This window comes from Paenibacillus sp. J23TS9, assembly GCF_018403225.1.
In the GTDB taxonomy this organism is placed as follows: domain Bacteria; phylum Bacillota; class Bacilli; order Paenibacillales; family Paenibacillaceae; genus Paenibacillus_AQ.
The window spans coordinates 249,999-269,886 of the sequence record NZ_BOSG01000005.1 but is presented as its reverse complement, the minus strand read 5'-3'; the positions used below and the strand labels follow the sequence as shown (position 1 = coordinate 269,886).

The following is a 19,888-nucleotide window of genomic DNA, read 5'->3' as shown; positions in this document are numbered from 1 at the left end:
CTCCTACCTTCGTTTAATTGATTTGGAGCGGCGTTTGGATCGCTTGCCGGCTCCTCTCTTTCTTTTCGTATGATAACGCCTGGAGGCAGGCGCTTTGCTCCGGATTTTGCGTACCTGTGCTATTTTCTTCTTCCTTGCCTTCCGTCTAACCACCTCAGCTGTCTGCCTTATCGGCGGCAAAGGCAAGGGCTGAGGTTCCCGGTATGCTGATACGCTGCGGGATATGCCTCCGCTCATCCAATCAGGACAGCCAATTCGCAGCTCATACACAAATGTCTGAACCCTCTGACGATATGTTTCCATGCCATACCGGGTCCTTGCCGCATCTGCGTTTTTGCTGCCGGTGATTCGCATAAGTTCGGGATTTCCCAGGAGTTCAGCTGCCTTGACAGCAAGTGCGGCATAGTCGCCCGTCGGTACGGTAAAATGCGCGTTTCCCGTATTTTCCATCAGTTCCCCAAGTCCACCGGAATCAAAGGATATGACCGGTTTGCCGCAAAGCATGCCTTCCAGTGCGGTCATGCCAAATCCTTCCTTCACCATGCTAGGAACCGCAAGGATATCCATTGCGCTGTATGCAGAATGAACCGATTCCACAAAAGGTATAAAACGAAAACGGGTTCTGTAGTCGGAAGCATTCACTTCTGCAACGCAGCGGTCAAAATATTTATGATCTGCCGGCTTGCCGATCATGACAAACCGGCAGTTTGGGTAGGATTCAGCTAGAATGAGTGCCATTCGGATAAATTCGTGAAGTCCCTTTTCAGGATGAATAAAGGAAGAGATATAGCCTATACAGAACTGGGAATCCTTAAGGCGAAGAACTTTGCGGTATCCGGTACGGATCAGCTTTTGGGATGGATGAAGCAGCTCATTATCGGAAGATGGGGGAAGCAGCGTGATCGGCCTAGAAACATTGCCCCGAAAGACACGGGCCGATGCTTCCGAAATGGCGATCAGACAATCGCTGTATTTCTCCACCACGGATATCGCTGCAGCCGTAAACTCAGTTGTTTGCATAATTTCTGTGATTTTCCATAACACCGGTATACCGAGTGTTTTTGCTGCTATTGCCGGTAATACGTTGACAATGGTGCTGGCCAGCACGATATCCGGTGCAGTCTCTGTTATACAGCGGACGACGGATGCAAAGTCCGGATGGTTCCGGAGTTCCTCTGCCTCTTGTTCCAGCCGCTCACCGGGATGATACATGCTAAACAGTAGGGGGTAGGTTTGTATTCGTACCTGAATGCCTTGCTTTCTGGCATAGTCTGTCAGTTTACCTTCCTGCGGAGCTGTCAGGATGCAGTCAAAATAAGGGGATAATTGCAGGCAGAACAACAGCAGGAGCTTTTCGGCCCCTGTGATGCTGCCGGTATTACTGACATGCGAGAACAGCATGAGTTTGGGTTTATACGTTATCATGTGCATGGGACCACTGCAAAAAGTACAGGGTACGATTCGCACCTCCTTTGACCCAAGTAATACAATATATTAGAAGTAAATCTGTACCGGCACGACAAATGTTCCCCTCCATCTGTCCAAAATTGCCGGCGGCTACTGCCGCCTAAGGGAAGACAATGGACAACATTTGGTTCAAACGGTTGCCGTAGGTATGCTCCCGCATCGTCCGGTCCAGAGCATTCAGAGCAATGTCTCTGCGTTCTTTTTCATGGGTCAGATAGTATTCGACTTTGTCGAGGAGCTCTTCCGGAGAGCTGTACGTTTCAATCTCCCTGCCTGGAGTGTAGAATTTGACGAGGTCGCTGCGAGCATCCGTTAGCTGGAGGGTAGCACAAGCGGAGATTTCGAAAGTACGCGGATTAGGAGATGCAGCCGGAATTTTGACGGCGTTGTTATTCACGGAATCATCCTCATGGGAGCGGTGGAGATTGATGACTATCTTGGATGCATTGTAGGCTTCTGATGTCTCCTGCGGTCCCATCCATTTGTTCAGCTCGATGCGGTCCTGATAGGCGGCATAATTAGGCAGACGGTCCCACCAGATACCATTGATGATGGTATTATGCTGCATCAGACGGTCCATAATCGGATTCAGATACTCGACCCGATTCCAGTACGCGGAGCCAATGAAGCTCACTTCCCTGCGCTGAGCTGACCGCGTTCTTTCAGGTTTGTAATGCTCAGCATAAGCGGCGAAAGGCAAATGATGCACCTGAGGGCAGCCGAGCTGCTGATAATATGGAATACAGTTGGATTCCAGAGTAAATATATAATCATAATGGTTTACATTTTCCGTGGTCATATCTGTATAATACGGATCGTCCGTCAGCCAGATCGCCGTTTTAATTCCCTGCTGGCGGATCAGATCAAGCTGCTCATTCTCGATAAACATGCCGTCCAGAACCAAAACCAGATCCGGCATAATTTGATAGGCAATTTCACTGATTGGCTGTCCCGGCTCAATAACAGTCAACTGGGATACCATTCCGCGCAGCGTTGAGGAAATGGCCTCATCGATCGGGGAATAAGGAAATCCTTTACCGGATGCGATATAGAGCACATGGACTTGGCGGAATGGAAATGAGGCAGTATGTTGGCTGACAATATAATCGGCGCGCCCTTTTAAATAACCCTCGTCATGTCCTGACTGATAACCTGCTTCGCGGCCACGCGCCCGTGCTTCTTCAGCCGGGGTTAATACTACCTCATGCCGCATGGTCTTTCTCCGGTGCTTAATGGTTGACATGTAGTAACCCGCTCCTCATCCTTTTTAATTTAAATAAGCTCTAGCAGCGTATTCATTCTTGAAACAAAAGAGTGTTCTTTTCGCGTCGTCCATAACCCGCGCCACGCCATCTCTACCCGTTTATCCTCATGCTCCAGGTAATAACTGATTTTATTCTGCAGTTCACTAACCGAACCGAAGGTTTCAATGTCATACCCCGGTCTGTAATGCGAGTTTGTATCCTCACGCACGTCGGTAATCTGTAGAGCGCCGCAGGCGCTGATTTCATAGGTGCGTGGATTGATGGATTTGGCTTTAATGTGATGGCTGTTCCGGTTATCCTGCCCATACTCGTCCGGCCGGTGAATATTGAGTACGATTTTTGCGCCGTTGTAATAGTTAACGGTTTCCTCCGGCACGATATAACCCATATGCAGCGATCGTCCCAGACTCTGAATCTGTGTGAGTCTTTCCCAATACCCTCCGGCAATCAGCACCTTCTTATCCTCCAGAAACGGGGCCATCTCATCCAATAATGCCACCCTGTTCCAAAAGGCATTACCGATAAAGCAAATATCATACAAATGCCCCGGTCCCGGGCGCTGCGGCTTGAACATGTCGGTATTTACGGCCAAAGGCAGATAATGCACATTGGAAGCTCCAAGTCCGCGATAAAATGGAACACAACCTAATTCATGAGTAAACACAATGTCATAACCTGTGCACATCGGGGCCGTATCCTCCGTAAAATACGGATCGTCAACAAACCAGACTGCCGTCTTCATCCCCATCCCGCGAATCTTAGCAATATCCTCCAGATGGTTATCAGGGAATACATGCAGTCCATTCATGACCAGAACCAGATCGGGCCGTTCCCGAGCTGCCACTTCCAGCATGTTTGGTGCTTCCCCTACGATACATTCTCTGACCAGGCTGCGGAGTGCCGCTGTCACCCCCTGATCGATCGCAGGAAATCCTTGGGGAACATACATTAGTTTCATGTCCCTGCTATAAGGCTGTGGCAAAGGCACACGTTCTTCCACCGCCTGGCAAAGGCCAAGTCTGTACCCATCACCGTAACCATGCCGGTGACTTGCGTTTCTTCCTGCAGCAGCTTTTCTTCCCACAGCTTTCACCCTGCCTGTTGTGATTTAGAAAGAATAGAATTGTTCAGCTCCGCTGAAAACTAATAAATTCTATAATCATAAATATATGCGGAAGAGGCAATTGCATCATGGACGACAGCCTTTCAGGCAGGAAATTGGCGCATGTCACGCATAATAAGCAGCAAAAAAGCCTTCAACTTCATGGTTTCCCATGAAGCTGAAGGCTTGACTGTTCCCATACCTGCTATTTATATCAGGATTCTTGTGAAATCCTCATTTCGATTGATAGGCTAACTGATGTCCATCTTCATATCCTTTGGCGAAGCCGGCATTGAATCCTTCGTTGTAGGCTTCATCATACCCTTCAGTGTATGCGGCATCCGGAGCCTGGGGCAGAGCACTTTGCTCCACCGGTGCTGGAAGAACGGGATTGACCCATCTCCGCTTACGTTTTCTGCGGGCCACGCCAAGTCGTTGATGTCTTCTTTTTCCGCCCTTTACGAGCTGGCGCTTGACCTTGTGCTGACGCAGCTTTTTCGTTCTCAGCAATCGGGCCTTGCGAGCAATAAGCTGCTTGCGCCTCCGGGTGCCGGATTTTACGGACCGGGAAACACGCTTCTTGGTCTTCATCCGTTATTCCTCCTGTACTTCGGTCGTCATGTATGCGGCAGTCGGGATGCGTTTAACCAGGGAGGCGCAGGAGTACCGCTACGCGGATGGCATAACTTGATTCCTTGCAGCATCTCGCACATGGTAGCTTGATACTGCGTAAGAAGTCGGATATTCTCTTTCAGACTCCGGGCCGATATCTCTGAATGGGAGGATATATCCGCAATGCTGCTGAGAATACGGGCTAACGCCTGTTGGCTGTCTGCAATGGAAGCGATGATGGAAAGCTTAGCTTCCTGCTCTTTAAGGAGCATACTCATTTGCCCATGTCTCCCAGGTCGAACCCTGAGCCAAACATGCCATCCTCGTCACCAAGCCCGTTTTCCTCCTGAACCAGAACAGCTTTCAAGTTGCTGCAAAGTCCGTTTTCGAGCTTCGTCAGCCCCTCGAGCAGTTCCACGATTTGACCGTGAATCTGCAAAGGCTCATTAAGCTGATGATCATGGGTCTGAAATGCATCCGCGGTCAAATGATTCAGTGCCCAATTCCGGACTTTCTCCGCCTCCACCGCTTTGGCTTCCAAAATCATGGCGATATTCCACTGGATTTTGGAAGCGGCGTCCAGCATATGCAAAAAGGCCTGTTCCCTGCTCATCTGCAGCACTCCCCTATATCAAGTCTCCATTTACTCTTCCTCATGGCTACCGAGCTCTTTCACAACATGATTCAGAGTCTCCGCGAGCGCTTCCTGAAGATCCGCGATACTTCCCAGATAGGCAATGATGCTTTTATTGATTTGTCCAGAGTTCTCAATTAACCCGTTAATGCCATCAAATTCAGGATCGTTATCCGGCAGGTCGTGTATAATTTGAGCCATTCGAACCGCCATCTGGCGTTCAGCATCCAGAACTCTAGCCATCTGCTGGTGGGAATGGGACATATGAGTTAACATTTCATCAATTTTGCTCTGCATGATCTATTCCTCCTGTTGATGCTTTCGCGAAAGGCCGCGAAGGCCCGCCCCGCCTGATCCGCTTCTGCCTGCTATATCCTATGCCGCAAGCCTACATACAGTTACGCCTAACCAGGAGTGAGTTCTAAATTTATTACAGCACAGGGTTCTGCAAAATAGGTGGTGCGATAACCGGCAGACCATGTGGAGCGGCCTGCAGCCTCTCCGTCGACAAATTCAAGATACTCCGTTCCTTCAAATTCCACCGTTCCAGCGCAAAATCGGATACGAACGGCCGGATGCAGCCTTTACTCCATTGATAAACAATTCCGTCACCGCTGCCTACAAGTTGACCCTCTACAGGCTCATCCATTGGTAACTTCAGCACCGACAGAAGTGCTTTCTCATCCATAACCGTTTCAGCTGTCGGGATGCTGCGGATATCCAGCCTGGACAGCACCACGGGCCGAATCCCCATCTTCTCGTCCATAGCGGTGCAGGGATATTTATTTCCTTCATAGAGAAAATATTGCTGTCCACCCTGGTCACGGATGACCACATGAGATGGGAAAAAGTCAGAAGGAGACCCGGCATTGCTAGGATTACCGTTTCTGAACAGAGAACCATTCTGCTTCACTTCATCCACCCATACATGAGGATTTCCCCATTTTCCTGTGTAATACAGCTCATTATGACCATGAACCTCATGAAACTGCTCTTGTCCGAGCTTCTTCATACTGACGCTTCCAAAGTGATGGATAAAAGAATCCCCGGCGATAACAAGCTTTAACCCGCAGAGCCGGACCCGGATGATCCAGTCATCATCCTCATAATTCCCGATTCTGAAACCTTCATCGAAATAACCAATCCGCCCAAGCAGCTCCCTCCGGAATAGAACGCAGAACCCGACAAGCCGGTCGGTCTCCTTCCACTTGGTCTCATCCGGTTTGTCGCGGGAAGCTGCGTATTCCCACATTTGCTCTACGGTTTCGTAGGGCACGGCAATCTGCTGTTCGCCGCTGATATAATTCGTTACCGGACCAACGGCGCCGATGATGGGATTACTCTTCAGACACCGCAGCATATGGGTTAGCCAACCGGGAGTCACCAGGGTATCGTTGTTCAGAATGACAATGGTATCGCCTTTGGCCATCATCAGTCCCTGATTGACACCTCCGGAAAAACCACGGTTGGTTTCCAGCTGCCGGTAACGCAGCTGCCCCGCTCTCTTTTTCAGATAATCACCGGTTTCATCTGTAGAGCCATTATCCACTACAATAATCTCGTAGGGTTCTATCGTGTGAGTCTCTATGCTCTCAATGCACCGGGCTAAATACTCCGCCTGGTTATAGCTTGGAATTACGATACTCGTGCCGTGGAACGGCTGATCGAATGCCTCTTCTCCTTTAGCTGTGCCTTGCGCATAACCCCGCTCGTAGCCCAGCCGGTAACTGCTGCCTGTATCCAGCCAGATATGTTTCCGCCTTTTTTTGCTGCCTGGCCTTACCGATTTCCGCCTAAAAGTTCTCTTCATCTGATAGCCCTCTCCTGCCTCTATACTTGAATATAAACGGAGCAATGATCAGCTGTATGACAGTTCACCCGAAATAAGCTTATCCGCCAAATGGCCAAAATCCAGCGCCGATTTCCCAAGCTCCGTCGCTATTCTCTGACATATGACAACTGCGGGAATACCGCTAGCAACCAGCGCAATATCAAAGGCATGCATCGACGCTTCCGAAAGCACGCGGGGAATATCCGGAAATCCGTTGACAGGGGAAATCACTCCCGAGACATTTACCATGGATGCTGTAAGCTTTCTAGCCAATTCTTCCGCCAAATTTCCGATCACCAGCACCTGTTTATCCCGCAGCAAAGACTGAAGGAATCCATATTCATGAAGCGCGTAATTAATTGTGGAGGTGGTAAAGATAAGCGGCCCGTAATCAATGCCATAATAGCGCAGAACCGGAAACAAAAGCCCCTGATACGTAGGAAGACGCGAAAAGGGTATGCCGATAATATCCGCCTTCCTTACCGCATCCGCAAGTATGCTGCGGGCATGGTAATCAGGCAGCGTCATGCCGGCAAACGGAAGAAAGTGTCCCGCCGATTTGGCATGCTCTAATGGAAGCACAGTATCATGAGCCAAAGCGAGGAGTTCCCCGTCTCCGAGCCGGACGACCGATAGCGGCTGACCTCCAGCCAAAGAGTGCTCAAGTCGTTGATAAACTTCCTCCGGCCGTAGGAGCGGTTTTAGATGGGGCAAATACAACTGCAGGCCGGCTGCCATGATCTCTCTTGCAGACACTTCGGGCAGCACCGTGTAGGGCGGAAGTAATGATGCCATTTCTTCTTCTGCTCCGGTTGTACCGCCTGCCCTGTACCCTATATCAGACCCATCCGTATAGGACTCGGTAGGTTCAGTTGATACGGGTGGAACGAACGGCTTCGGCTCCGGTTCCGCCTTCCGATAGCGGGATCCCTTCGGAATGCGTTCATGCTTGCGGGGAAGTCTGAATGGAGTGTTTGACCTGCGGCGGTCAGAGCGCTTTTTTTTCCCCGGCTTGCGTTTCCGTGCTGCTTCGGGTTTTGTCTGCCGTGTTGCTTCGGGTTTTGTCTGCCGTGTTGCTTCGGGTTTTGTCTGCCGTGTTGCTTCGGGTTTTGTCTGCCGTGCTGCTTCGGGTTTTACCTGCCGTAATTCGGAAGCTTTATCACTCAATACTTTTGGCTTTCTGATGATCTTTACAGCAACAGCCTTCTTCCATAATGGAATGAAGGCTGCTGTATTATTGAGTTGCCGGTTCACGGGATCATCCCTTTCATGCGCCGACCGGCTTCCTGGAGCGATTCGAAGGTACCTGCGTCACTCCACCATTTCTGAAGAATATCATATTCCAGTTTACCGTGTGCCGCGTATACATTATTGACATCGGTAATTTCAAGTTCGCCGCGTGCTGAGGGCTTAATCTGTGAAATAATATCGAACACGGCCGAATCATACATATATATTCCGGTCACACAATAGGAGGACTTGGGAACCGCAGGTTTTTCCTCAATTTCTGTGATCAGCTCTGGCTGCTTCTTGTCAAATACGGGTACTCCGTAACGTCTGGCATCCTTCACATGCTTTAGTAGCACTCTGGCTGTTCCCGGCGGCTGGCGTTCATAGCTATTTACGAATGGAGTCAGGTCATCCATGAACAAATTGTCCCCAAGCAGCACTACGAAGCGTTCTTCCTGATTCACAAATCCTCGGGCAAGCTCCAGCGCCTCGGCGATACCTCCTGCCTCTTCCTGAATCCGGTATGTCAGATTGACGCCAAATTCTTTTCCGCTGCCTAAAAAATCGGTATACAAGCCGGCGGACTGCTTGCCCATGACGATTAAAATATCAGTAATCCCCGTATGCCGCAGCCGGTCAATGCCGTAGACAATCATGGGATACTTCCCTACAGGAAGCAAATGCTTATTGATCAGCCGGGTCAGCGGATACAATCTTGTTCCTGTCCCGCCTGCCAAAACGATGCCTTTCACTGCACTTCTCCTCCTTCGGGTTTGCTTTAATGTTCTTCGATAAATTCACGCGGATCAAAATGCCATTTATCCAAAAACAGCCGGTGATTTCTATCTATTAATGCCTTCAGCTCTTCCGGCTGGGATTGCTTGAAGCTGGCGCTGCCCCTATGATGTACCAGCACATCTTTGCAGATGAGAAGCCTGAACCCCGAGATCCTCGCCCGATGGCAGTAATCATCATCCTCATAATGACCAGGCGAGAATACCTCATCCAAATATCCGATTCGGTGCAAGACCTCTCGTTTAAGCAGCAGGCACATGCCGATAATCCGCTTTACCTCAATCCATCGCCCAGCATCCGAAAGGTTATTTTCAGCGGCGACCCGCTGGAAATCAGGCATATCCCGGAAGGAAAGCTCCATCTTTTGCACACCACTTGCCTCATTCGTCACGGGCCCCACCAGGCCGACGTCTGCGCTGCTGTCTGCAGCTATGAGCAGGTTGGACAGCCAGCTGCGCGTCACCGTTACATCGTTGTTAAGCAGCAATAAATAATCGCCTCTTGCCACCTTCATTCCCAGATTGCAAGCCTTGGGGAATCCCTCATTTACCGGCAGTGATATAAAAATAATCCCCTCACGGATACAGTAAGCATCCGTTCCATCGGTTGAAGCATTATCTACTACAATAATTTCGTAAGGCGTATCGGTATAACTTCGAATAGATTCAACGCATGAGATTAACAAAGACAGTCCGTTAAAGGTCGGTATAATAATGCTGGTCAATCCCGTTCGCAGTCTCATATGGCATTCCTCTGCAATGCGACATCCATACGGGATAAGCTCCTCATAGAACCGGAAGCTTCCCGCCGCTTTAATATTTCATCAAGAGCCTCCGCATGATCTCCAACAATCATATCTGCGACTGCGTTTCCCTTGCCCACATTCCCTTCGCGCTTCCGGTTTCCTGAAAAGACATCGACGGTATGAACCGCTTCCACCCGGTACCCCTCCAGAATAGCCAGAGCCTGCGCCTTCGGCGGTACAATCAGATGCCGGACATCCATTTCACGAATTAGCCTCCCGGAAAGGGCGTGAGGGACTGCTGTCAGAGAGTTAGCCCCCAGATCACTTCGGCCCAGTGCCATATTTAAAAAGCTTTTACAATGCGTCAATTCATCCTGATGCATAAACAAAGGAAGGAGGCCGTTCAAATCATTCAATGCCGCATCGCATCCACGGTCTACAGCATACAAGAAGGGAGCAAGATGTTCTGCTGGAATCACCATATCCCCATCACAGAACAGAACGGCATCAGCCCTAGTCAATTTGGCTCCGATGCTTCTTCCCACGTCATGACCCAGGAGCTCGGGATAATAAACCACGGTTACTAGCGGATGACTGTTTAAGATCGTATAGCTGTTGTCCCTGCAGCCATTCAGCACGACGATAATTTCCTGCAGCGGCAGCCTCTCCAGCTCATTCACCATATTATGAAGACTGTCTTCTTCACTGCTCGCACAGACAACAGCCGCCGCGGTGCCCTGCAGAAGAAGAGGCACTCCATTTTCCGAGCTGCCTTTTCCTTTGTTGAAACCTAGAACATAGGCCGCCGAAAGACGCTTCATCAGGGCATATCCAGGCCTTGGATTTATGTTGGCGTTCATCCATTCCACGAAAGATAGCTGAAGGCTTGATTCATAAAAATGCAGTTTCTTTTCTGCTGCTTCCGCCCTTTCCAGGCTTCCGTTTCTCCATCCGGCTTTAAGCGCACGTCGAACCCAAGGATCTTTATTTTTGCGGGAGGTGGCAGAAGTACGGTGTTTTATTTTCAAAGGAGAATGTTTCCTTGCTCTGCCCATACTCCGCCGCCGGCCTGATCGTTCTGGTCGGCCAGACCTTTTTTTTCTGATGCTCATTCGTCTCACCTTCCCACCCGGTCTCTGTCCCGCCCAAGGTCACTGTAACCGCCTCTTGGGTCTGTGCGTGACAAGTACCAATCTATTGCCTGCAGATGATCGTCAATGACCACCTGCTGCAGCGGATCCTGCCCGTTTGCAGTTCCCCTGCGGCGCCGATTCAGCTTGCCTACGGGCACGTCATGGACGGCTGAGACTTTTAGACCCGAATGAACAGCCATAGCCTGTGCTAGTGGCGGGATTGAGAGATTGGGGCTCCCGATGATATCTGCTGCACGGCGGTTCATGGCATGTGGTACAGCGGTCAGCGAGGCACCCAGCAGATCAGGGCGTCTAAGCATCGAATTCAGCGTATGCTTGGCTAAAATGACAGGATGGACCTGGCGATGTTGTACCGGCCCGCGGTAACTGTTCAATGCAATGTCTGTTCCATTCAATACCGCATTTACGAAGGGCCGCAAATGCCCGCATGAAACCCTCATATCCGCATCGACAAATAGCAGTATTTGACCCGTGGATGCTTCAGCTCCAATGGTTCTGCCCACATCATGTCCAAGCGGCCGCTCAAACCGTATTACCTTAGCTCCCATCGCCGCTGCGATATCCGCTGTGCGGTCGGTGCAGCCATTTGCCACAACGATTACTTCACAGGCCTCATGTACCTGCCATGCTTCCCTGATGACATTTCCAATTGTTTTTTGTTCATTCATCGCAGGGATAATGACCGAGACGACCGGGTGCTCACAGCTTCTGCGTTCCAAAAGGCTTACCGTACGGCTTCGTTTTCGTCTCCATTGTGGCTGGCGCTTTCGTCTGGATGGCTTTTGCATGCGGGCATACTCCCCCCCCCCCCTGTTCGAGTCGGCTGATATTACCTTGAGTATCCTATGCGTCCGTTATGGCTCTGGAAGCGGCGTTTGTGCATGAAATTCGGTTACAAGCCGAATTCCCGTTCTGGTAAAACAAAGACGCGGGGAATATTCCCCGCGTCTGAAATCTCCGCTTACTAATGAAAAAATCGCTGATTTCGAAACTAAACAAAATTATGAACGACCTGTAAATGGAAAGCCTCCGGATTCATCGACGGCTGCTGGAGCGGAGCCCACAGCAATCCAGGAGAGGAAGCCAAAGGTCTCAGCTCCGCCCTGCCTGCGCACGACTTCGATAAAGGCCGTATCCTCCCGTTGGGTTTTCAATACAGCATAAAAATCGGAATGGTTACACATCGCAACAATCACATAATGATTACTTGGGTACGGCTCCTGCAATGTAATTGGCACTTCTACCTGCATCTGGCCTTCTCCGATCCGGAATGAAGCAATACCGAACTGCTGAACGCTTGGCTGCTGGGAAGCGCTTCGTACTGGCGCGAATGCGAGATGGGCTGCTGAAACCGATTGGTGAGCCAGATGCCGGCTTTGGATAGACTGCTCCTGAAGATGCCAGCTGCTTACGGCTCCCTGCTGCAGATGCCACTCCTGTATACTCTCTGCCTGCAGGTGAAGCGGACGAATGGATTCAGGTTGAATATGCGTGCTGCCAATCGAGCCCGGCGCAATCTTGGCTCCATGGACAGCGCCATCACGAATTGCTTCTCCATGAATAGCACCCGGAACGAGATGCCTTCCGCCAATCGAACCGGACTGGATATGCGTGCTGCCAATTGAAGATTCCGCCAGCTTCTCGGCTGTTACAGCCCCCCGTCCCAAGGCTTCTGTATTCACCGCTTCACTGGTCAGATGCTGCTCTCCGATGATGCCGGGCTGAAGCTGTTCTTCTCCCACCGATTCGGCAGCCAAATGCATGTAATCTACCGCTCCAGGAGCAATATGCCATTTCTGCACAGCCTTCACCTGCAGCTGCGCAGATGCTACAGATTCCTGCTGGAGATGTTCATTACCAATGGAACCCGGTGCAATCTTACCCGCAGTTACAGCTTCGGCTTGTAGAGCTTCCGCCGATACGGAACCCAGGGCTAAATGCATTTCCGTCACACTTCCAGTCTGAAGCTGACTGCTGCCTACAGACTCAAAAGCCAGATGGTTCGTATTCACCACTTCATCTGCCAGATGGTGTTCCTGTACCGCGCCTGCCTGGAGATGATATGACGCTATCGCGTCCGATGTCAGCTGATGGCTGCCGACGGATTCGTAAGCAATCTTACTGCTTGTTACAGCACCATCTTGAATGGCCCCTCCATTTACCGAGGACTCTGTCAGATGGTGCTCTGCAATGCTTTCGGACTGGAGCTGCTCTGCACCAACCGAATTGTCTGCCAAATGACGCTGAACGATGGCGTCAGGACAAATATGCCTTTGCTGCACGCTTTTTTCATGAAGATGGATGGACCGCACGGCATCCTGCTGCAGATTTACGCTTCCCACCGACTCCGCTGCCATATGGAGCGCTGTGACCGCGGCTGCCTTGATGGCTTCCGAGTTTACCGCGCCGCTCGCCAGATGCTTCTCTCCGATGATGCCGGGCTGCAGCTGTTCTTCTCCGACTGATTCGGCAGCCAGATGCTTATTTTCTACCGCCTCAAGGGCAATATGCCAGTTCTGCACAGCCTTCTCCTGGAGCTGTGCTGCAGCTACGGATTCCCGCTGAAGATGGTCATTCCCGATCGCGCCTGATGCAATTTTATCTGCTGTTACCGCTTCTTCCTGCAGTGCTTCCGATGCTACTGACCTCGGGGCTAGATGCTGTTCAGTAACGCTTCCGGTCTGTAGTTGACTGCTTCCAACTGACTCCGCTGCCATATGGAGCGCTGTGACCGCAGCTGCCTTGATGGCTTCCGAGTTTACCGCGCCGCCCGCCAGATGCTTCTCTCCGATGATGCCTGGCTGCAGCTGTTCTTCTCCGACCGATTCGGCAGCCAAATGCCTATTTTCTACCGCCTCAAGGGCAATATGCCAGTTCTGCACGGCATTCTCCTGGAGTTGTGCTGCAGCTACGGATTCCCGCTGAAGATGGTCATTCCCGATCGCGCCTGGTGCAATTTTATATGCTGTTACCGCTTCTTCCTGCAGTGCTTCCGATGCTACTGACCTCGGGGCTAGATGCTGTTCAGTAACGCTTCCGGTCTGAAGCTGACTGCTGCCAATCGACTCCGCTGCCATATGAAGCGCTGTGACCGAGGCTTCCTTGATGGCTTTCGAGTTCACCGCGCCGCTTGCCAGATGTTTCTCTCCGATGATGCCTGACTGCAGCTGTTCTTCTCCGACTGATTCGGCAGCCAGATGCTTATTTTCTACCGCTTCAAGGGCAATTTGCCAGTTCTGCACGGCATTCTCCTGAAGCTGTGCTGGACCTACGGATTCCTGCTGAAGATGGTCATTCCCGATCGCGCCTGGTGCAATTTTATCTGCTGTTACCGCTTCTTCCTGTAGTGCCTCCGATGCTACAGACCCTGGAGCCAGATGCTGCTCTGTAACGCTTCCGGTCTGTAGTTGACTGCTGCCAACCGACTCTGCTGCCATATGAAGTGCTGTGACTGAGGCATCCTGGATGGCTTTCGAATGCACCGATCCTTCTGCCAGATGGATCTCCTGCACGATTCCAGGCTGCAGCTGGTCTTCTCCGACAGATTCGGCGGCCAAATGCCTATGTTCAACCGCCCCGAGGGCTATATGCCATTTCTGCACGGCCTTTTCCTGGAGCTGTGCTGAGGCTACGGATTCCCGCTGAAGATGATTATTCCCGACTGCGCCTGGTGCAATTTTATCTGCTGTTACCGCTTCTTCCTGCAGTCCCTCCGATGCTACAGACCCTGGAGCCAGATGCTGCTCTGTAACGCTTCCGGTCTGTAGCTGACTGCTGCCAACCGACTCTGCTGCCATATGAAGCGCTGTGACTGAGGCTTGCTGAATGGCTTTCGAGTTTACCGCGCCGCTCGCCAGATGCTTCTCCCCGATGATGCCAGGCTGCATCTGACTTTCTCCGACAGATTCGGCAGCCAAATGCCTATACTCTACCGCCCCGAGGGCAATATGCCATTTCTGTACGGCCTTCTCCCGAAGCTGTGCTGAGGCTACGGATTCCCGCTGAAGATGACTATTCCCGACCGCGCCTGGTGCAATTTTATCTGCTGTTACCGCTTCTTCCTGTAGTGCTTCCGCTGCTATAGACCCTGGGGCCAGATGCCATTCTGTTACGCTTCCGGTCTGAAGCTGACTGCTGCCCACCGACTCTGCTGCCATATGAAGCGCTGTGACTGAGGCTTCCTGGATGGCTTTCGAGTTTACCGCGCCGCTCGCCAGATGAATCTCCTGCACAATTCCAGGCTGCAGCTGCTCCGAACCAACCGCTTCGGCTGCCAAATGCCTGAATTCAACCGCCCCGTCTTCTATGGCGAGGGAATGAACAGCCCCTTCGGCCACATGTTCTTTGTTCACAGCTCCCTTGGTAATTTTCGAAGATGAGACGCTGCCGTCCGCCAGTTTGCTGGCCGTAATGGCCAGATCCTGTATTTTGTCCGTAGCCACGCTCTCGGGTGATAATTTTAATGAAGTTACTGCATGATCGGTCAGATGAATCGGTCCCACGATGGATGGGTTCAAATGCTTGGATTGAATGCTGTTGGCAGCAAGCTGATCTGAAGTAACCGAACTCTTACCGAGAATATCCGATCCGATAATTCCACGTTGCAGATGTTCAGCCGCTATGGCTCCTGTACGAATATGGCGAGACAAGACCGCATCGTCCACAATGGCTTCTGATTCTACGCTCTGCTCCGCCAAATGCCGGCTGCTGACAGCCCTGGCTTGAATATGTTCACCGTGGACTCCTTCCGCAGCAATAATCTGTCCTCTAACAGAACGCGGTGCCAGTTTTTCTACGGTAACGCTCGCATTGGCTAGCTTCTCTGCCGTAACAGAGGTGGACTGCAGTTGGCTGGACCCGATCGCTTCTTCCGCAATATGTCGTTCTTCAACAGCGCTCTGAGCGATATGACTGCCCTGAATGGACGCCTGCTGCAAATGCGTGGATTCCACACTGTTTTCCGCCAGATGTCCCCCTTGAATCGCTCTTTTGCGAATATGCTCTCCTGCCACTGAATCCGGTGCAATTTGGGATGCACGTACCGCTCCCTGCGCCAGGTGACGGGTCTGAACCGCTTCATTGGCAATTTTACTCGGCAAAATGCTCTGGTCAGAAATTTTGGAAGAAGTTACGGTCTGCTCGACGATATGGGCTGTACCAACAGACTGCTCTGCCAGCTTAACCGAATCAATGCTGTGATCGGCGATATGCACAGCGGTAATCTCTCCTGCTCCAATATGGCTGCCATGTACGGTTCCTTCCGCAAAATGATTGCCTGTCACAGCAAAAGGTGCAATTTTATCGGAGGTCACTGCACCTTGCTGGAGATGGCTGCTGATTACAGAACCATCTGCAAGCTGAACCGAACCGATGCTGCCTGGTGCAATCTGGTCGCTTCCAATTGCCCCGTCTGCCAGCAAATCTCCCGTCAGGGATTGACTACGGAGATGAGTCCCTTCGAGCGAGTTCTCCCTGATTTTCTCTCCGGTAATTTCTCCGTCACGGATCTTTGAGGAAATCACGGATCCATCCGCGAGCTTGGAGGTGTCAATCGCTCCATTAACGAGATGATGAGCCCGAATGCTTGATCCGGCGATTTTACTTTCAGTTACAGCCTCTTCTTGTATTAATTCACTTGAGATCACCAACTCGGCAAGATGACGTGAACGGATGGAACCGTCCGCGATTTTATCCGATGCGATGGCCTGATCCTGAAGCTTCGCGGATGAGATGCTGCCTTCGCGAAGCTTCTCCCCGCCAATGGAATGATCCCGAAGCTTGTTTCCGCTGATCGCGTGGTCAACCAGATGCTCTTCCAAGATAGAAAACGGAGCGATTTTGGAGGAAGTAACGGCTGCGTCTGCTAAATGAACATTCGTAACCGCATAATCGGCGATAGCCTCGCCATTTACGGCACCGGGCTTCAATCTGGAAGAATCAATGGCACGCAAGGAAATTTTGGAGGTGATTACAGCTCCATCACTCAAATCTTCCGTATAGATAAAGGGCTGCAGCGTATCCGGAAGCTTCTTTTCCGCGAACCTTTGCTCCACAACCTGCTGCGGCAAACGAATATTTGCGGGTTCTTCCTCCAGTCTGAGTTCTTCCTTCAGTTCTTGTTCTTCCTTCAGTTCTTGTTCTTCCTCCACGGCGGCTTCTTTCTCCACTGCGGCTTCTTCCACCAGTCTGGGTTCTTCCTCCACTGCGGTCTCGGCAATACTTAAATTTTCCTCTTCCATTTCTTCCAAGACCAACGCTTCAGCCTGCACGGAGATTTCCGCCTCCAGCTGAGGTTCCGTGGTAATGGATCTGATCTGAGCATTTGTATCCTCGTTTTTCGGCTCGGTCGCCATGCTCGGCTTACTGATCATACCCAGCTCATGTATATCCGGATTATCCATCACATAGTAAAGGCGTTTGACCGGTCTATCTACCCGTTTGTTACCTTTCTTTTTCAATGCTTTCGCTCCCTTCCTGACCGTATCATCCTTGGGCATCATATGCGTCAGAATAGGCCTTTGTCACTGTAAAACCAGCTTTTGCATCATTTCATGCCATCGCTCTGCCGTATGCTTCCATTGAAAAGATTGTGCAACCCGCAAGCGGCCAGCCTGCCCTAACGAGCGGCGTAGCTGTTCATCGCTCAAGAGACGGATTAGCTCGGGTGCCAGTTCACTATCAAGGGAAGCCTGCGGCAGCAAAACCCCGCTGACTCCATCCTCCACAATTTCCGGAATTCCACCTGCATCGGAGGCGACGACAGGCACAGCAGAAGCCATAGCCTCCACATTGACTAATCCAAAAGCCTCCCCTTCTGCGGATGGCACAACAACAATATCTGCCAGATGGTACCAGTATGAAATAGCCGGATGGGAGACAAAGGGAATGAACGTGACATGATTCAGATAGGGCTCCGCTAAATTATGCAGATGGGCTTCGTAAGGAGTCCGGCGGCTTGAGCCGTAAAATGGACTTCCCACGATAAGCAGCATGACATCCGGCACAGCCCGAATCAGTTTCGGAAGAGCGGTAAGCACATGATGCACCCCTTTGATCGGCAGTAATCTTCCGGCGTACATTATGATGCGTCTCCCCTGCCATCCCCTGTCCATCAGCTTGGATTCACGCAAAGCCTCGGAATGCGGATTATAGCGCGGTATAAAATCAGGCAGGTTTACGCCAAGAGGATTGACGCTGATTTTATTCTTCAGGTTGGGGTAACGGGCACCAAGCTCTTTTTCCAGGTACACACTATTCACAACAATCCGATCCACAGACTGCAAAGTACGTTCGGCGTTCCGGTGATCGGCATGAGGTGGAGAAATATACGTCAGTGAATGAATGGATGTGACGACCTTCGCGCCAGGTATAGCCTGTTTAATCCGGCTGGCGAGAAATGGACGGTTCTGCACATCGATGATCCGAGGCTTCCATTCCTTCAAAGAACGGATTATTCCGGAAGCGTAGCGGGCTCCGCCTGGAAGACGGTATACCCGTATTCCTCCGTCGATGCTCCCGATCACTGGATGGTCTGGTTCCTGCAATCCGTAGATCCGGATGTCAAAGCCTTCGGGCACACGTGGAATCATCTGCTCTACGACCCGTTCGACCGAGCTGCTTCGGCCTGAAGGAATAAAAAATGTACCTGGTGTTACCACAGCGGCTTTTAGCTTATGCAACTGCTGTTCATCTCCTGTCCAGTAAGCAGTTCCTTTCCAGAGAAATCAGAAAATGAAATTACTTCCTTATACTCTAGCCTATACAGAACTAGGGTACTCGGGTGACAAATAGGGTTATCCGTCATAAAAAATAGGCGGAATACGCACGGACAAACGTCCATTACTGGTACGATGCAGTCCGCATAGACTATACAACCAAAGGAATGAAACGCCACAAGGCAATGCTTATTCAATGATCATTTTGAACGATGAAGGCTATCTAATTGAATGTAGGAGGGGTGAAATGTGTGGTTTTCTTATGTCGGAATTCTACTGAACGCGGCCATGCACCGGGGCATTCCGCATGGAAGGACCGGGCAGGAATCCCTTGCCAACTACGAGGAGGCCGCCCGCATTTACGGACTGCTTCCATGCTACATCCGGCTTCAGGATATTGATATGGACAGCGGTGAATGCACCGCCTATTTACGAAGAGATAACATCTATACTCTCGTCCGCATACCTATTCCGCGCGTTATTCATAATCGGGCTATCTACCTGGATGCGGGGTCTCAACATAAAATCAATGCCCTTATGGGTCAGGGATTTGTTATTTTTAACGGCTTTAACCGCTACGGAAAAGATGAAATACATCAATTGCTCAAAAATGATCCAGCCCTGTCGCCTTATCTTCCTGAAACCAAAAATGCCACATCCTCTTCCATTTCGGAAATGATGCGGCATTATGATGATATTATTATGAAGCCATGCGCAGGCAGCATCGGCCGAGGCATACTACGGCTGCATCATGCTGGTTCAAACTGGAAGCTTACCTATTCGCCGAGCGGAAGATCCTATGGCTGGAGGACAGTCACATTACGCCAGAAGAAGCTCCCTGCGGTGCTCCGAAGCCGTGTTTCCCAGGTCCCTTATCTCGTGCAGGAACGCATTGCCTTAGCGGAATTCAGATACCGGCCGTATGATCTGCGCGTTTCCGTGCAGCGGGGAATAAGCGGAAGCTGGAGTATTACAGGCATGTATGCCAAGGCTGCTTCCTCACGTACCTTTGTCTCCAATGTAGCCCAAGGCGGGAAAGCTCTGCGTGTTGAAACCGTCCTTAGCGAAAGCCTTCCCGATCTTTCAGCTGAAGCAGTCATTGCCAGCGTGCGGAAGCTTGCATTGCGGGTTGCCGAAAAACTGGAACTACATCTTCCCTATGCAGCAGATTTCGGGCTGGATATCGGTCTCTCAACTGCAGGAAAACCTTATTTTATCGAATGCAACGGGCGTGACCAGCGGTATGGCTTCTGCAAGGCTGGTTTGAACGAGCTCTGGAAGGAGACCTACCGTCAGCCCATGGCCTATGCCCGGTATTTGCTCGGTCGCTGATGTCCA

General features: G+C 51.1%; 16 protein-coding genes. 1 reads left to right on the top strand and 15 read right to left on the bottom strand.

Annotated elements, in window-relative coordinates:
• Nucleotides 1-3: 3 nt before the first annotated feature.
• From KJS65_RS25160 to KJS65_RS25090, 15 genes are all read right to left on the bottom strand, one after another.
• Complete coding sequence (locus KJS65_RS25160; protein ID WP_213652560.1) at nt 4-1,425, bottom strand: glycosyltransferase family 4 protein; 1,422 nt, start codon at nt 1,423-1,425, stop codon at nt 4-6.
• 142 nt (nt 1,426-1,567) lie between these two features.
• On the bottom strand, nt 1,568-2,680 hold the full coding sequence (locus tag KJS65_RS25155) for a CgeB family protein (RefSeq protein WP_244864821.1): 1,113 nt from the start codon (nt 2,678-2,680) through the stop codon (nt 1,568-1,570).
• 59 nt (nt 2,681-2,739) lie between these two features.
• On the bottom strand, nt 2,740-3,825 hold the full coding sequence (locus tag KJS65_RS25150; protein WP_374706218.1) for a CgeB family protein: 1,086 nt from the start codon (nt 3,823-3,825) through the stop codon (nt 2,740-2,742).
• Between the two features lie 243 nt (nt 3,826-4,068).
• The gene (locus KJS65_RS25145) at nt 4,069-4,425 is read right to left on the bottom strand and encodes a hypothetical protein (RefSeq protein WP_213652726.1); all 357 of its coding nucleotides are present in this window, start codon (nt 4,423-4,425) and stop codon (nt 4,069-4,071) included.
• A 26-nt stretch (nt 4,426-4,451) separates the two neighbouring features.
• Complete coding sequence (locus KJS65_RS25140; protein ID WP_213652557.1) at nt 4,452-4,724, bottom strand: hypothetical protein; 273 nt, start codon at nt 4,722-4,724, stop codon at nt 4,452-4,454.
• Nucleotides 4,721-5,059 carry an alpha-helical endospore appendage domain-containing protein gene (locus KJS65_RS25135; RefSeq protein WP_213652556.1) on the bottom strand — a complete coding sequence of 113 codons (339 nt, stop codon included), beginning with the start codon at nt 5,057-5,059 and terminating at the stop codon, nt 4,721-4,723. Before KJS65_RS25135 ends, KJS65_RS25140 begins: the two co-directional genes overlap by 4 nt.
• Nucleotides 5,060-5,089: 30 nt before the next feature.
• Nucleotides 5,090-5,377, bottom strand: coding sequence for a nucleoside-diphosphate sugar epimerase (locus KJS65_RS25130; RefSeq protein ID WP_213652555.1), 288 nt, complete (start codon nt 5,375-5,377; stop codon nt 5,090-5,092).
• Nucleotides 5,378-5,510: 133 nt separating this feature from the next.
• Nucleotides 5,511-6,890: a glycosyltransferase family 2 protein gene (locus tag KJS65_RS25125; RefSeq protein WP_213652554.1), complete on the bottom strand. Its 1,380-nt coding sequence runs from the start codon at nt 6,888-6,890 to the stop codon at nt 5,511-5,513.
• 48 nt (nt 6,891-6,938) lie between these two features.
• Nucleotides 6,939-8,165 (bottom strand): GT-D fold domain-containing protein, encoded by a 1,227-nt coding sequence (locus KJS65_RS29985; RefSeq protein WP_244864798.1) that lies wholly within the window; start codon nt 8,163-8,165, stop codon nt 6,939-6,941.
• The gene (locus tag KJS65_RS25115) at nt 8,162-8,893 is read right to left on the bottom strand and encodes a sugar phosphate nucleotidyltransferase (RefSeq protein WP_213652553.1); all 732 of its coding nucleotides are present in this window, start codon (nt 8,891-8,893) and stop codon (nt 8,162-8,164) included. The genes KJS65_RS29985 and KJS65_RS25115 overlap by 4 nt, the downstream gene beginning before the upstream one ends.
• A 26-nt stretch (nt 8,894-8,919) precedes the next feature.
• Nucleotides 8,920-9,678, bottom strand: a complete 759-nt coding sequence (locus tag KJS65_RS25110; protein WP_213652552.1) for a glycosyltransferase family 2 protein — start codon at nt 9,676-9,678, stop codon at nt 8,920-8,922.
• Nucleotides 9,675-10,709 carry a glycosyltransferase family 2 protein gene (locus tag KJS65_RS25105; RefSeq protein WP_244864796.1) on the bottom strand — a complete coding sequence of 345 codons (1,035 nt, stop codon included), beginning with the start codon at nt 10,707-10,709 and terminating at the stop codon, nt 9,675-9,677. Before KJS65_RS25105 ends, KJS65_RS25110 begins: the two co-directional genes overlap by 4 nt.
• 89 nt (nt 10,710-10,798) lie before the next feature.
• The gene (locus KJS65_RS25100) at nt 10,799-11,623 is read right to left on the bottom strand and encodes a glycosyltransferase family 2 protein (RefSeq protein ID WP_213652551.1); all 825 of its coding nucleotides are present in this window, start codon (nt 11,621-11,623) and stop codon (nt 10,799-10,801) included.
• A gap of 213 nt (nt 11,624-11,836) precedes the next feature.
• The gene (locus KJS65_RS25095) at nt 11,837-17,293 is read right to left on the bottom strand and encodes a WIAG-tail domain (RefSeq protein WP_213652550.1); all 5,457 of its coding nucleotides are present in this window, start codon (nt 17,291-17,293) and stop codon (nt 11,837-11,839) included.
• Between the two features lie 63 nt (nt 17,294-17,356).
• Nucleotides 17,357-18,514, bottom strand: coding sequence for a glycosyltransferase family 4 protein (locus KJS65_RS25090; RefSeq protein WP_213652549.1), 1,158 nt, complete (start codon nt 18,512-18,514; stop codon nt 17,357-17,359).
• A 285-nt stretch (nt 18,515-18,799) separates the two neighbouring features.
• Between KJS65_RS25090 and KJS65_RS25085 the strand changes: the two genes are divergently transcribed.
• Complete coding sequence (locus tag KJS65_RS25085; protein WP_213652548.1) at nt 18,800-19,882, top strand: YheC/YheD family endospore coat-associated protein; 1,083 nt, start codon at nt 18,800-18,802, stop codon at nt 19,880-19,882.
• The last annotated feature ends 6 nt before the right edge of the window (nt 19,883-19,888 follow it).

Excerpts from the sequence above, each read along its gene's own strand:
- KJS65_RS25160 (WP_213652560.1), bottom strand. The coding sequence starts at position 1,425 with ATGATAACGTATAAACCCAAACTCATGCTGTTCTCGCATGTCAGTAAT.
- KJS65_RS25155 (WP_244864821.1), bottom strand. The coding sequence starts at position 2,680 with ATGCGGCATGAGGTAGTATTAACCCCGGCTGAAGAAGCACGGGCGCGT.
- KJS65_RS25145 (WP_213652726.1), bottom strand. The coding sequence starts at position 4,425 with ATGAAGACCAAGAAGCGTGTTTCCCGGTCCGTAAAATCCGGCACCCGG.
- KJS65_RS25140 (WP_213652557.1), bottom strand. The coding sequence starts at position 4,724 with ATGAGTATGCTCCTTAAAGAGCAGGAAGCTAAGCTTTCCATCATCGCT.
- KJS65_RS25135 (WP_213652556.1), bottom strand. The coding sequence starts at position 5,059 with ATGAGCAGGGAACAGGCCTTTTTGCATATGCTGGACGCCGCTTCCAAA.
- KJS65_RS25130 (WP_213652555.1), bottom strand. The coding sequence starts at position 5,377 with ATGCAGAGCAAAATTGATGAAATGTTAACTCATATGTCCCATTCCCAC.
- KJS65_RS25125 (WP_213652554.1), bottom strand. The coding sequence starts at position 6,890 with ATGAAGAGAACTTTTAGGCGGAAATCGGTAAGGCCAGGCAGCAAAAAA.
- KJS65_RS25110 (WP_213652552.1), bottom strand. The coding sequence starts at position 9,678 with ATGAGACTGCGAACGGGATTGACCAGCATTATTATACCGACCTTTAAC.
- KJS65_RS25100 (WP_213652551.1), bottom strand. The coding sequence starts at position 11,623 with ATGCAAAAGCCATCCAGACGAAAGCGCCAGCCACAATGGAGACGAAAA.